This is a genomic window from Pseudomonas lundensis (assembly GCF_002269125.1).
GTDB lineage: Bacteria > Pseudomonadota > Gammaproteobacteria > Pseudomonadales > Pseudomonadaceae > Aquipseudomonas > Aquipseudomonas lundensis_A.
In genome coordinates this window covers 73,355-85,951 of record NZ_NQKI01000021.1, presented here as the reverse complement: position 1 = coordinate 85,951, position 12,597 = coordinate 73,355, and the positions used below count along the sequence as shown (strand labels likewise).

The window sequence follows — 12,597 nt, the reverse complement described above, 5'->3', positions numbered from 1 at the left end:
TTTGAGCAAATAGCGCTGCGTGCCGTGCAAATTACGACTTGCCGCCGCCGCGCAGCAAGTTGATCGGAGCATCCCTAAGCTTTTAATTACTGGAGAAAATTTAGTGTCTTTCATTTGGTTCGATCCCATTTGAACAGATTTATTTTTGGAGCATACATCGAGATAGAAGCATATGTAACAGGAACGTTTACAATCCGCCAAAGCTGCACCTTGGCACCCGTGACGCCACCATCAGCGTATGAACGATCTCCCAGCCCTCGCCCGAATGCTAGAAAACCTCATCCGCTTCGGCACCATCGCCGAAGTCCAGATGAAACCACCCCGTGTACGCGTAAAAACGGGTGAACTGCTGACCGGTTGGCTGCCGTGGATCGCTTTGCGGGCCGGTGCCGATGTGGACTGGAACCCGCCCACCCTCAACGAACAAGTAATCCTGTTCAGCCCCTCAGGCCAACTCGCCAACGGCATTGCCCTGACCGGCATCTACAGCACCGCACACACGGCCAATGGCGACCGTGAGGGCTTGCACCGTCGCACCTACCGCGATGGCACGGTGATCGAGTACGACAGCGTCGCCCACCATTTAAATGCGGTATTGGCCGAAGGCGGTACGACCAATCTGGTCAGCACAGGCGGCATCACCATTGTCGGCCCGATAACCCACCAGGGCGATTACACCCAAACCGGCAATCAAATCGTCACCGGCACAGTCACCGTATCCGACGATGTGGTGGCCGCAGGCATCAGCTTGGTCAAACACACTCACGGCGGCGTGATGCCCGGTGGTTCTGTAACGGGAGCGCCGCAATGAACCGTGAAACGGGTGCCGCGATCAGCACAGTCGAGCATATCGGCCAATCCATCAGCGACATTCTGACCACCCGCCTCGGCACCCGTGTGATGCGCCGCGAATACGGCAGTTTGCTGCCCGAGCTGGTAGATCAACCGTTCAACGACGTCACGCGACTGCGGGTTTATGCCGCCAGTGTGATGGCGATCATGCGCTGGGAACCACGGGTCAGCGTCACCCGCGTGCAACTGCACGGTGCTACGTTGCAAGGTCAGGTGGTGATTGATATTGAAGGTCGCATCCTCGACCGCAATCAGGCGCTGAATATGAGCCTGCCCTTGCAACTGGGAGGCGCTGCATGAACACCTTCGCTGCCATCGACCTCAGCCTGTTGCCGACGCCGCAAATCGTGCAACAAATCGACTACGAGCAAATCCTTGCCGAGCGCAAAGCTCACGCCGTCAGCCTATGGCCGGTTGAGCAGCAGGCCGAAATCGCAGCACGGCTGAATCTGGAATCGGAGCCGCTGACCAAGCTCCTGGAAGAGAACGCCTACCGCGAAACCCTCTGGCGCCAACGGGTGAATGAAGCGGCGGTGGCGAACATGCTGTCGCTGGCCACCAACTATGACCTGGACAACCTCGCGGCCAATTTCAACGTCAAGCGGCTGGTGATTCAGGAAGGTAAGCCCAACGCGAGCCCGCCTGTCGCCCGCGTGATGGAGAGCGACGACAGCCTGCGCGAGCGAGCGCAGATGGCATGGGAAGGCTTGAGCACCGCTGGCCCGCGTAACAGCTACATCATTCACGCCCGTGCCGCCGATGGTCAGGTGGGTGATGCCACCGCTGAAAGCCCCACGCCAGCCGCGGTGGTGGTGACGGTGCAAGCGTTACTCGGGGATGGCACGGCGAGCGCCGCGTTGTTGAAAACCGTGCTGGCATATCTCAGCGATGATGACCGCCGCCCGGTGGCGGATCGCCTGACAGTACAAACCGCACAAGTCATCCGCTACCAAGTCAAGGCAACGCTGTACCTGACCAGCAGTGGTCCCGAATCTGAGCCGATCCTTGTCGCCGCAGAAAAACGCCTGCTGGCTTACGTGCATCAGCGCCGTCGTTTGGGCATGGAAGTGTCAGAGTCAGCCGTTCACGCCGCACTGCATGTGGAAGGTGTGCGCAGGGTCGCGCTGGATAATTGGCAAGACATTCGCGCCACGCCCTATCAAGCGCCCTTTTGCACCTCGGTTGCGCTGAAGTTAGGCGTTGAGCCGTGACTAGCCCGTCGTTGCTGCCACGCAATGCTAGCGACCTGGAGCACCAGGCGGCTCAAGCATTGGCACAGATACAACGTGTCCCTGTGCCATTGCGCCAGTTGTGGAACCCCGACACTTGCCCTACTGAGTTGCTGCCGTATCTGGCTTGGTCTGTATCCGTAGACCGGTGGGACGGGAAATGGCTGGAGAGTACTAAACGGGCGGCAATTCGGGCCTCTTATGTCATCCACTCACGCAAAGGCACCATCGGCGCACTGCGACGTGTGGTCGAACCCTTGGGGTATCTGATCGAGATTATCGAGTGGTGGCAAACAATCCCCGAAGGCGTACCCGGCACTTTCGAACTCAAGGTCGGCGTTCTTGAAACAGGTATTACCGAAGAAATGTATCAGGAGCTGACCTTCCTGATTGATGACGCCAAACCCGTCAGTCGGCATTTAACTGGCCTTGCGATCAGCCTTGAATCCAGCGGCACAGTATTCGTCGGGGTCAGTGTCTACGAAGGAGACGAACTCAGCGTTTACCCACCGACTCAGCGCGACATTGAGGTCAATGGCTACTTGCCTATGGGCGGCCGTGAACACCATATCGATACAATGGACATCTACCCATGACCGACAAAAATAGTCAGTTTTTCGCCATCCTCACCGCTATTGGTGAAGCAAAACAAGCCAATGCCGACGCACTGGGTGTGCCGTGGACATTTTCTAAAATGGGCGTCGGAGATGCCAACGGTGCAAACCCCATTCCGAATCGGCTACAAACTAAACTCATCAACGAATGCCGCCGCGCACCTTTGAATCAGGTGAAAGTTGATCCCAAAAACGCCAGTGTCATCATTGCCGAGCAGATCATTCCTGAAAATGAAGGTGGCTGGTGGGTGCGTGAAATCGGTCTGTATGACGCAGCAGGCGACCTGGTAGCCGTCGCCAACTGCGCGCCAACTTTCAAACCCCTGCTAACTCAAGGTTCAGGCCGCACTCAAGTCATTCGGATCAATTTGATCGTCAGCAGCACGTCAAACATCGAGCTGAAAATTGACCCTTCGGTGGTTCTGGCGACTCGCGAGTACGTGGACAACTGGTTCACCAACGTACTGCCCCCCACCCGTAAGGCGGGTGCTTATACCAAGGTTGAGATCGACGTTCGCGGGATCGTGGTTGCAGGCAGCAACCCAACCACCTTGAAAGATTACGGTATCACCGATGCCTTGCCCCTTACGGGCGGAACACTGACGGGCGCGATCAACCTTACCGATGCCAAAAGCCTCTACATTCGCACGGTGGAGGGGCCGTCATGGGCTGCAGGTGTCATCGCCGGGCAGTTTGGTGGAGAGAAGGCCGGCGTAGGCTTTCTCGGAAGTTACGACCGTGTAACGCGGGCGTTCATGGCGTTGGGCCCAACGCCTTGGGTCAATGGAAATGGTGTGCGGGTTTCCGCTGATGGCGTGGAAATCGCCGGGCCCATCACAGGTGTTGGGTCGGGCCTGACCGGCATCATGTTTTCATCGCTGACCGGTACGCCCAATTCACTGGCTGGCTATGGCGTTGCATTTGCCAGCCAGAGCGAGGCTGAAACGGGGGCTGACACCAACAAGCCGATGAGCGCGTTGCGGGTCTTTCAGGCCATTGCAAAGAAGGTGGTGCAAGCCACCGAAAGTGCGCTGGGTACGGCGGGTCTGGCGACTCAGGTGCAGGTGAATGCTGGCACTGACAACAGCACCATCGTCACCCCAAAAAAGCTGCGCTGGGGGTTTCAGATGGTCATTGGACGAACTGGCTACATCATCTTTCCGAGTTGGCTAAACGGCTGGATCGTCCAGTGGAGTGCGGCTGTATCGCTTACCGGCTCCACCATCAACACCACCCGTTTTCCCATTCCGTTTCCTAATGATGCAGGGGCGGTCATTGTCGGCGCTTACAACAATGCGACGACGGCCGAGTACAGCGTCAGGCTCAGCGACGGCGAAAACGGGACCAGCGGCGGCGCTGTCACCCGAGACAGCTTCAAAACCTACAACACAGGCGTGACAGGCTCAGCGGGCCTGTCTTATATCGCTGTCGGCAGTTGAGAAGATCCCATGAAATACGTGACGTTTCACCCGGACGGAACCCTTCACTTGCGCCTTATCAAAGGCACGCACGAGATCCCTGAAGATGCTGTCGAGGTCGATTCGACGCTCTGGCAAAAACTGATCTGCGAAACCGATGGTGTTTGGACATTGGGCGCAGACGGGGGCATTACCAAGCAACCGCTACCGGTGATTGAGCGGACGCGTGAAGACGTGGAGCGCTTGCGACTGGCGGCCTTCGCTGAACCTGTTACGGGATCTGACCGTTACTTTTCCGAAGCCAGCCGCATGCAGGTGATGGGGGAAGCAGGATGGGAGGAAGTTAGAGACTCGGGCATTGCGCGCTTTAAAGAGATTCAAATGCTGTATCCCTGGCCAAGCGACAAGACTTAACCATAGGGCGAAGCCCTGTAGCCCTTCGCCATACAAGCCCACCTGCTCGCCCAACCGCCGCGCGCGCGGCAGCCTGTGCAGTGTCATCCCACTGCGCAGGCACCACCCATGGCCGATTATCTTCACGGCGTGCGGGTCATCGAACTTAACGACGGCACCCGCCCCATTCGCACTATTCCCACCGCTGTTATCGGTATGGTCTGTACCGCCGAAGACGCGGACGCGGAGTTCTTTCCTTTGGACACCCCGGTACTCATCACCAACGTGCAAACGGCTGTTGGCAAAGCCGGGGTCAAAGGCACCCTCGCCGCCAGCTTGCAGGCCATCGCTGACCAGACCAAGCCCTACACCATCGTGGTGCGGGTCAAGGAAGGCGCCGACGAAGCCGAAACCACCAGCTCGCTAATCGGCACCACCACCGCCGACGGCAAATACACCGGCATGAAAGCTCTGCTCGCAGCCAAGGCCCGCTTGGGCATGGTGCCGCGCATTCTCGGCGTGCCGGGGCTGGACAGCTTGCCGGTGGCCACCGCACTGGCGAGCATTGCCCAGCAGCTACGCGCATTCGCCTACGTCAGCGCGTGGGACTGCAAAACCAAGGAAGAAGTGGTTGCCTACCGCGAAAACTTCGGCGCCCGCGAAATGATGGTCATCTGGCCGGACTTCCTGAACTTCGATACCACCACCAGCAAAACCATCGTCGCGTCAGCTGTGGCCCGGGCCTTGGGTTTACGCGCCAAGATCGATCAGGAAATTGGCTGGCATAAAACCCTGTCCAACGTCCCCATCAACGGCGTGACCGGCATCAGTGCCGACGTATTCTGGGACCTGCAAAACCCGGCCACCGACGCCAATTACCTCAACAGCAACGAAGTCACCACGCTGATCAATGAAGGCGGATACCGCTTTTGGGGCAGCCGCACGTGTTCCGACGACCCGCTATTTGCCTTTGAGAACTACACCCGCACCGCGCAAATCCTCGCCGACACCATCGCCGAAGCACACATGTGGGCAGTTGATAAACCGATGCACGCGTCCCTGGTGCGCGACATTGTTGAAGGGATCAACGCCAAGTTCCGCGAGCTGATCTCGCAGGGCTACTTGATCGGCGGCAGTTGCTGGTTCCCGGACGACATCAACGAAAAAGACACCCTCAAGGCCGGCAAGCTCCACCTCGATTACGACTACACACCGGTACCGCCGCTGGAAGACCTGACCCTGCGCCAACGCATCACCGACCGCTACCTGATCGACTTCGCCAGCAAGATCAACCGTTAAACCGGCCCTCCCCGTAAGGGGAGTCAGCCCCGCGCCTGCTCACCGGAGAACCGCGCCATGGCCTTACCTCGCAAACTCAAAAACATAAACCTGTTCAACGACGGCAACAGTTACCTCGGCGTGGCCAAGTCCGTCACCTTGCCGCCTCTGGCCCGCAAGATGGAAGGCTATCGTGGCGGCGGCATGAATGGCACGGTCAAGGCCGATCTGGGTATGTCCGACGACGGCATCCAGTTCGACTGGAAAACCGGGGGCCTTGATTTGATCTCGCTCAAACAGTTCGGCGCCGTCAACGCTTCCGCCGTTGCCCTGCGCTTCTCCGGCCCGTTTCAGCAAGACGACACAGGCGAAACCAGCACTGTGGAAATCGTTGTGCGCGGTCGGCACGAGTCCATCGAAATGGGCGATGCCAAACCCGGCGAAGACACCGAGCACAGCATGAAAACTACCTGTACCTACTACAAGCTGACCGTCGATAACGAGGAAATCATCGAAATCGACCTGCTCAACTTTATCGAGAAGGTCAACGGCGTGGACATGCTGGAAAAACAACGTAGCGCCTTGGGCATTTGATACGAGTTCCGTCACCCATCCTCGTTAACGTCATCACCTGGAGCCACACATGAACACCTCTGACACCGCTGAAACCCTGCCCGCTGCCGACGACAACTGCGTCACCCTCGACCAGCCGATCAAACGCGGCAACACCGAAATTGCCAACATCACCCTGCGTAAACCTTCGTCAGGTGAGCTGCGCGGCGTGTTGCTGATCGACCTGCTGAATATGGACGTATCGAGCTTGATCAAAGTGATTCCGCGCATCAGCAGCCCCGGTATCACCGCCCCTGAAGCCGCAGGCATGGACCCGGCCGACCTGTTGGCCATCGGCAGCAAGATCGCCAGTTTTTTGTTGCAGAAGTCGGCGAAGGCGGATGTGTACCTCGTTGCGTAGAAGACGCCATGGCTGATCTGGCTGTGGTTTTCCACTGGGCCCCGACTGATATGGATCCGTTGGGCCTGCAAGAGCTGATGGACTGGCGCGAGCGCGCCAGGGTGCGGAGTTCCACCGATGGCGAATGATTTAAGACTTAGGGTATTGCTCACCGCCATCGACAAGGCCACCGCGCCGTTGCGTAGCATTCAGGGGCAATCTGCCAAAGCGGCGCAAGCGCTCAAGGCTGCTCGCGACAGCCTTAAAGGCTTGGGTGCCGCGCAGAAACAAGTGGGCGAATTCCGCCAGCTCAAACAGGGGTTGGCCAACACCAGCGCCGAGTTGGTGGCTGCCCGCAACAAAGCCCGCGAATTGGGTCGGCAAATGGCCTCAACCACCACACCGACCCGCGCCATGCAGCGCGAATTTGACAAAGCCAGACGCTCGCTCCAGCAGCTAAAGCAGCAAGAAATCAGTCAAAACCAACAGCTCAATCAACTGCGTCAACGCCTCAAAGCCACCGGGGTCGATACACGCAATTTGAGCGAGCATGAACGTCGGCTGAAACAGCAAATGGCCGATGCGAACCGTCAGATCGACACCCAACGCAAACGGTTAGAAGCCCTGACCAAACAGCAGCAGCGTATGACCCGAGCGGGCAAAGCCTATCAACAGGGCCAACAACTGGCGGGCAACTCCGCCGCCAAAGGTGCTGCCAGCATGGGCGTGGCCTATGGCATCGGTCGCGGGCTTTATGCGCCATTAAAGGAAGGCAAGCACTTCGCGCTGGAAGAACAACGAGTGGCTGCGCTGGGCCTCGGTAAAGAGGACACCAGCAAGGCAATCAACTTCGCCAAACAAATGAAAACATACGGCACCAGCGTCACAGAAAACCTGACGTTGGTGCGTGATGCCATGACCGTGTTTGCAGATGAACACGAGGCGGAAATGGTTGCCCCTACGTTGGCCAAGATGAAGTTCGCCAACCACGCGCTGTTCGGCGAAGAGCAAGGCGCGGATAACGAACGCAAGTTCATGGACATGCTCAAGGTCATCGAAATGCGCGGCGGGCTGGCCAGCAAAGAGGCATTCATCAACCAGGCCGACATTGTGCAGCGCATCCTCACTGCCACCGGTGGCCGGGTCGGTCCGAACGAATGGCTGAACGTGATCAAGACTGGCGGCGTTGCAGCCAAAGGTATCAAGGACGAAGCCTTCTACTACCAAATGGAACCATTGGTGCAAGAAATGGGCGGGCACCGAGTAGGTACGGCGATGATGAGCGCCTATTCCAACATCTATCAGGGTAAAACCACCAAACGAGCGGCCAACAACATGGAGCAACTCGGCTTGGTCGATCCGAAAAAGGTCAAACACGACAAGGCCGGTCAGATCGCTTTTCTGGACGTGGGGGCGATCAAGGGCAGCGAGCTGTTCCGCGAGAACCAATTCGAATGGATGGAGAAGATCCTGCTGCCGCAGTTGGCTGCCAAGGGCATCACCGACAAGAACAAGGTGCTGGATACCATCGGCAGTATTTTCTCCAACCGTACGGCTTCCAACCTGTTCGCGCAGATGTATTTGCAACGCCATCAGATCCACAAAAACGCCAGGCTCAACAAGGGTGCTGATGGCATTGATCAGTTGTACGTCAAAGCCGTCGATAGCACCCAGGGCAATGAGCTGGAACTGCTCGCACAAAAGGCCAACGCCTATCGCGAAATGAGCGACGCGATCCTTCCGACCTATGTAGCTGCGTTAAAACAAATCACCGTCGCTATCAAAGAACTCACGGCCTGGATGAAGGAAAACCCGGCCGCAGCAGCCGCTGTGTTGAAAACGCTGATGGTCGTCGGCGTTATGGCCGCTACATTTGGCGCATTGGCACTGACCCTTGCCAGCTTGATCGGCCCATTTGTGGTACTGCGCTATGGCATGACGATATTTGGGATCAAAGGCGGCGGCATCTTTAAAGTGTTTCGTAATCTGTTCCCGACAATAACCGGCTTAGCCCGAAATGCCTTACCGATGCTGGCCCAAGGTTTACGCATCCTGGTCAGCTTAATGGGCGGAGCCTTGATCACCGCATTGCGCTCGGTAGGCATTGCGCTGTGGGCGCTGGCTGCGAACCCGATTGTACTGGCCATTGGTGTGATCATCGCGCTGCTCGCCGGCGCCGCCTACCTGATCTACAAAAACTGGGACGCGGTTAAAGGCTATTTCGACAGCTCCTGGAAAGAAATCAAAGCCGGCTTTGACGGCGGCATTGGCGGCATCCTGACGGTGCTGGCCAACTTCAGCCCTATCGGCCTGATCTACCAGGCATTTGCCGGTGTACTGAGCTACTTGGGAATCGATCTGCCCAACCGCTTTACCGAGTTCGGCAGCATGATCGTCAACGGTTTGGTTAACGGGCTTTATGCTGGCCTGGGCAAGGTTAAAGACGCCATCAACAGCATTGGCGATTCGACCATTAGTTGGTTCAAGGAAAAGCTCGATATCCATAGCCCATCGCGGGTGTTTTTGCAGTTGGGGAGCTACACGATGGCGGGCTTGACACAAGGTCTGGTCGAGGGTGGCAAAGGCCCGCTGAACGCCATCAGCCAGCTCGGCAAACAACTCACAGCCACGGGGGTACTTGCCCTCGGCACACTCAGCACCCCGGCGCTGGCCGTTGATATGCGCCCACCCATCAGCCCGCCCGCACCGACCACCTACGACAGTAATGACCGCTACGAAATCAACATCCATCCCACGCCCAACATGGATGCCCAAGCCATCGCCCGTGCCGTGCGCGCCGAATTGAGCCGCATTAAGAGCGAAAAATCCGTGCGCATGCGCAGCAAATTGGGTGATCTGGAGTAATCGTTATGATGCTTGCCTTGGGCATGTTCGTGTTCAGCCTCTCGACGCTGGCCTATCAGGAACTGCAGCGCCAAACAGAATGGCGCCACCCCAGCAACAGCCGGGTAGGTGCCGCGCCGGCACGACAATTTGTCGGTCGCGGTGACGACATCATCACCCTCCCCGGCATCCTCTTCCCGGAACTGGCCGGTACCACACTGAGCCTAGACGCGTTGCGGCTGATGGCCAACACGGGCAAGGCGTGGCCGATGATCGAGGGCAGTGGGCGGATTTACGGCCTATGGGTAATCGAAAGTTTGAGCGAAACCAAAACAGTGTTCTTCCGCGACGGCACACCTCGCCGTATTGAATTTACCCTTACCCTCAAGCGTATCGACGACGATCAACTCGACCTTATTGGTGCTGGCACCCATGCAGGCGTGAGCATTTTGCGAGGGTTGCTATGATCAACTCGACTATTTCGGACGTGGTGGGATACGTACAAAACACCACCGAACGCGTCATGCGCGACGCGGCGTATCCGATCCCTGCTTTTCGCATCACCGTTGACGGCAAAGATATTGCCCACATCATCAGCCCGCGCCTGATCAGTCTTGAGCTGACCGACAACCGTGGGCTTGAAGCCGATCAACTGAGCCTTACCCTCAGCGACCACGACGGCTTGCTGGCCATGCCCGCCAAAGGCGCGTTGTTGCGGCTTTGGCTCGGCTGGAGCGACACCGGGCTGGTGGATAAGGGCAGCTACACCTTCGACGAAATCGAACACAGCGGCGCCCCCGACATACTCAGCCTGCGCGCCCGATCGGCAGACTTGCGCAAAAGCTTCAAAATCAAACGCGAGCGCAGCTGGAGCAACAAAACCCTGGGCGACGTGATCCGCGATATTGCCCTAGGTAACGGGCTGAAATCTGCCATCGCAGCGAAACTAGCGGCGCTGCCCCTGTTGCAACTCGACCAGGCCAACGAATCCGATGCCAACCTGATCAGCCGACTCGGCGAAGAATTCGACGCGGTAGCCAGCGTCAAAGCCGGCTGCCTGCTGTGCCTTCCTGCGGGTGGTGGAAGGTCAGTCACCGGCATCGCCCTGCCCCACATCACCCTCACCCGCGAAGACGGCGACCAGCATCGCTACCTGCAAGCCGACCGAGACAGCTACGACGGCGTGCGGGCCTACTTCTACGACATCAACAGCGCCAAAAAGCAGCAGGCCATTGCCGGCGGCGGGGAAAACCTCAAAGACCTGCGCCACACCTACAGCGACCGCCAGTCCGCATTACGCGCGGCACGTGCCGAATTCAACCGCCTGCAACGTGGCAGCGCAACCCTCAGCTACACCTTGGCTCGGGCGCGGCCAGACTTGATCCCGGAACTGACCTACACCCTTATTGGCATCAAAGACGAAATTGACGAAATCATCTGGTATGGCGGCAACGTGCTCCACAGCCTCAGCGCTGACAACGGCTACACCATGAGCCTGGAGCTGGAAAGCAAATTGCCGGAAGACGCGATCGAGTACTTGGCGGAGGAAAATCAGAAAACTTACAGCGGCGTCATCGCTTACTACCGCGATGAAAAAACCGGAACGGAAAAGACCAGAACAGCCGGCGACCAAAGCAAGCCAAGACGGCTGCTGTGGCTGTACGCCAACAAAAACACGGCAAAACGTGCGGTGGACCGGGAATGGGCGAGGATGCAGGCTGCGAAAGAGGAAGCGGCAAACCCCACGGTAAGCGGGGGTTAATGGCAGGCAGGGTTACTCAGCAAAGACTGTGATGGTCGTACCGCCGCCGTCACGCTCAAATGCCTGGCACTCGATGGCCAAACCTTTCTGCTCAATCGTTGCGATCTCACTGCCGTTTTTCAGTGCTTCTTGCCGGCACTGTTTGGAAAGCTTTACGACCTCTGGGACTGGGCTCTGTGAAACGAGATTTCCTACTCTTCCCACAAGTTCATAAAAACCAACATCGGGTGCAGAGCCATCCCAATAGAAGGCCACGTCAGGCTTGCCCAAAGTGCAGCTAAAATACACTTTTGTGTTGCCCCCCCTACTGAAGGCCACCGTTTGCTGGCTTTGGGTCGGGGTGTCCTTAACGAGTTGAAATCCCTGCTGGATCGCATTAATGACAGCATCACAGGAAGGCGTAGATGCTAGGGCCAAGGAGGTTTGAAAAATCAGGCTAATACCCCAAGCCATCAATAAAAAAGGCTTTGTCATGCTGGCTCTCTAAATCTATTCATGCGGTTTTAAAGCCCGACGCTTGGCCGGGCTCCTCACGTTATTGGGCAGCCAAAAGCGCACTCACAAAGCGAAGCACATCACGTTGATGCTCTTCTTTCAACTGTCTGAACACGTTAATCAAATCAAGCTCCACCTCAGTCAGCCGATTTGATTCGCAGCGCCCTAGGGGATTGGTATCTGCTTTGTTGTTCGACATGCTCTACTCCATTCGCAACACGTAACGGGCGCCCGGTGCCTGCAAAAGCACCGTCCAAAACGCCCGGCGAACGAACGATTCTCAGCATGTCAGTACGTGCCACCAGCAGATCCCGTGAAAAAAGACCGATAAAAGGAGTAGGCATAAAGCATTTTTCTTGTGGCCGAAAACTTATGTAAAAGCGGTTTTTAACGACAAAGTACATCGCTAATCAGACTGCTGGTGACCCAGCCAACGCATTTGTAAGCCTTAAAACTGAAGCTTTATCGCTTTCTGATAAGGCTCTGAAATTTTCAATTACCGTGGTTTCAGTCTCATCTAACACCTGTTCTGAGAGTAACGCCCTCGACCCGGAAAGAACGTACTGAATATCAACTCCAGCCCCCTCAAGTGCTGCCAAATAGCGTAAATCGGGTGAATTCGCGCCGAGTTCATATGCTTTTTGCGTTCCCCTGCTCACGCCCCCTTTTGCCCCAAAATCAGTCTGATTCAGGCCCAAGCGGTCGCGCTCTTCCCTCAGGCGATCACCTACCCCGTCAGAAATGTACATTTTTTTGATCA

General features: G+C 57.1%; 16 protein-coding genes. 13 read left to right on the top strand and 3 right to left on the bottom strand.

Annotated features, from left to right (window positions below):
- The first annotated feature begins 238 nt into the window (after window positions 1–238).
- The 13 genes from CJF39_RS14280 to CJF39_RS14220 all read left to right on the top strand — a co-directional run bounded on the left by CJF39_RS14280 (window position 239) and on the right by CJF39_RS14220 (window position 11,342).
- Entirely contained in the window at window positions 239–811 is a 573-nt protein-coding gene (locus CJF39_RS14280) for a phage baseplate assembly protein V (RefSeq protein ID WP_094993997.1), read from the top strand.
- Window positions 808–1,152 (top strand): GPW/gp25 family protein, encoded by a 345-nt coding sequence (locus CJF39_RS14275; protein WP_094993996.1) that lies wholly within the window; start codon window positions 808–810, stop codon window positions 1,150–1,152. The genes CJF39_RS14280 and CJF39_RS14275 overlap by 4 nt, the downstream gene beginning before the upstream one ends.
- A complete protein-coding gene (locus CJF39_RS14270) occupies window positions 1,149–2,063 on the top strand; it encodes a baseplate J/gp47 family protein (RefSeq protein ID WP_094993995.1) in 915 nt (304 codons plus the stop codon). Before CJF39_RS14275 ends, CJF39_RS14270 begins: the two co-directional genes overlap by 4 nt.
- Window positions 2,060–2,677, top strand: a complete 618-nt coding sequence (locus CJF39_RS14265; RefSeq protein ID WP_094993994.1) for a phage tail protein I — start codon at window positions 2,060–2,062, stop codon at window positions 2,675–2,677. The genes CJF39_RS14270 and CJF39_RS14265 overlap by 4 nt, the downstream gene beginning before the upstream one ends.
- Window positions 2,674–4,134, top strand: a complete 1,461-nt coding sequence (locus CJF39_RS23355) for a phage tail protein (RefSeq protein WP_094993993.1) — start codon at window positions 2,674–2,676, stop codon at window positions 4,132–4,134. Before CJF39_RS14265 ends, CJF39_RS23355 begins: the two co-directional genes overlap by 4 nt.
- 9 nt (window positions 4,135–4,143) lie before the next feature.
- Window positions 4,144–4,527 carry a hypothetical protein gene (locus CJF39_RS14255; RefSeq protein ID WP_094993992.1) on the top strand — a complete coding sequence of 128 codons (384 nt, stop codon included), beginning with the start codon at window positions 4,144–4,146 and terminating at the stop codon, window positions 4,525–4,527.
- 108 nt (window positions 4,528–4,635) lie between these two features.
- Window positions 4,636–5,805, top strand: coding sequence for a phage tail sheath protein (locus CJF39_RS14250; RefSeq protein WP_094993991.1), 1,170 nt, complete (start codon window positions 4,636–4,638; stop codon window positions 5,803–5,805).
- 57 nt (window positions 5,806–5,862) lie between these two features.
- Window positions 5,863–6,378 (top strand): phage major tail tube protein, encoded by a 516-nt coding sequence (locus CJF39_RS14245; protein WP_094993990.1) that lies wholly within the window; start codon window positions 5,863–5,865, stop codon window positions 6,376–6,378.
- A gap of 49 nt (window positions 6,379–6,427) precedes the next feature.
- Entirely contained in the window at window positions 6,428–6,757 is a 330-nt protein-coding gene (locus CJF39_RS14240; RefSeq protein WP_094993989.1) for a phage tail assembly protein, read from the top strand.
- A gap of 8 nt (window positions 6,758–6,765) precedes the next feature.
- Entirely contained in the window at window positions 6,766–6,885 is a 120-nt protein-coding gene (locus CJF39_RS14235; protein ID WP_094993988.1) for a GpE family phage tail protein, read from the top strand.
- The gene (locus CJF39_RS14230) at window positions 6,875–9,601 is read left to right on the top strand and encodes a phage tail tape measure protein (RefSeq protein ID WP_094993987.1); all 2,727 of its coding nucleotides are present in this window, start codon (window positions 6,875–6,877) and stop codon (window positions 9,599–9,601) included. Before CJF39_RS14235 ends, CJF39_RS14230 begins: the two co-directional genes overlap by 11 nt.
- Before the next feature lie 5 nt (window positions 9,602–9,606).
- A complete protein-coding gene (locus CJF39_RS14225; protein WP_094993986.1) occupies window positions 9,607–10,047 on the top strand; it encodes a phage tail protein in 441 nt (146 codons plus the stop codon).
- The gene (locus CJF39_RS14220) at window positions 10,044–11,342 is read left to right on the top strand and encodes a phage late control D family protein (RefSeq protein ID WP_094993985.1); all 1,299 of its coding nucleotides are present in this window, start codon (window positions 10,044–10,046) and stop codon (window positions 11,340–11,342) included. Before CJF39_RS14225 ends, CJF39_RS14220 begins: the two co-directional genes overlap by 4 nt.
- A 12-nt stretch (window positions 11,343–11,354) precedes the next feature.
- Here the strand turns inward: CJF39_RS14220 and CJF39_RS14215 are convergent, their stop codons facing one another.
- From CJF39_RS14215 to CJF39_RS14210, 3 genes are all read right to left on the bottom strand, one after another.
- Window positions 11,355–11,816 carry a hypothetical protein gene (locus CJF39_RS14215; RefSeq protein WP_094993984.1) on the bottom strand — a complete coding sequence of 154 codons (462 nt, stop codon included), beginning with the start codon at window positions 11,814–11,816 and terminating at the stop codon, window positions 11,355–11,357.
- Between the two features lie 61 nt (window positions 11,817–11,877).
- The gene (locus CJF39_RS23060; protein WP_170942686.1) at window positions 11,878–12,036 is read right to left on the bottom strand and encodes a hypothetical protein; all 159 of its coding nucleotides are present in this window, start codon (window positions 12,034–12,036) and stop codon (window positions 11,878–11,880) included.
- A gap of 211 nt (window positions 12,037–12,247) precedes the next feature.
- The gene (locus CJF39_RS14210) at window positions 12,248–12,586 is read right to left on the bottom strand and encodes a helix-turn-helix domain-containing protein (protein WP_094994001.1); all 339 of its coding nucleotides are present in this window, start codon (window positions 12,584–12,586) and stop codon (window positions 12,248–12,250) included.
- Between the last annotated feature and the right edge of the window lie 11 nt (window positions 12,587–12,597).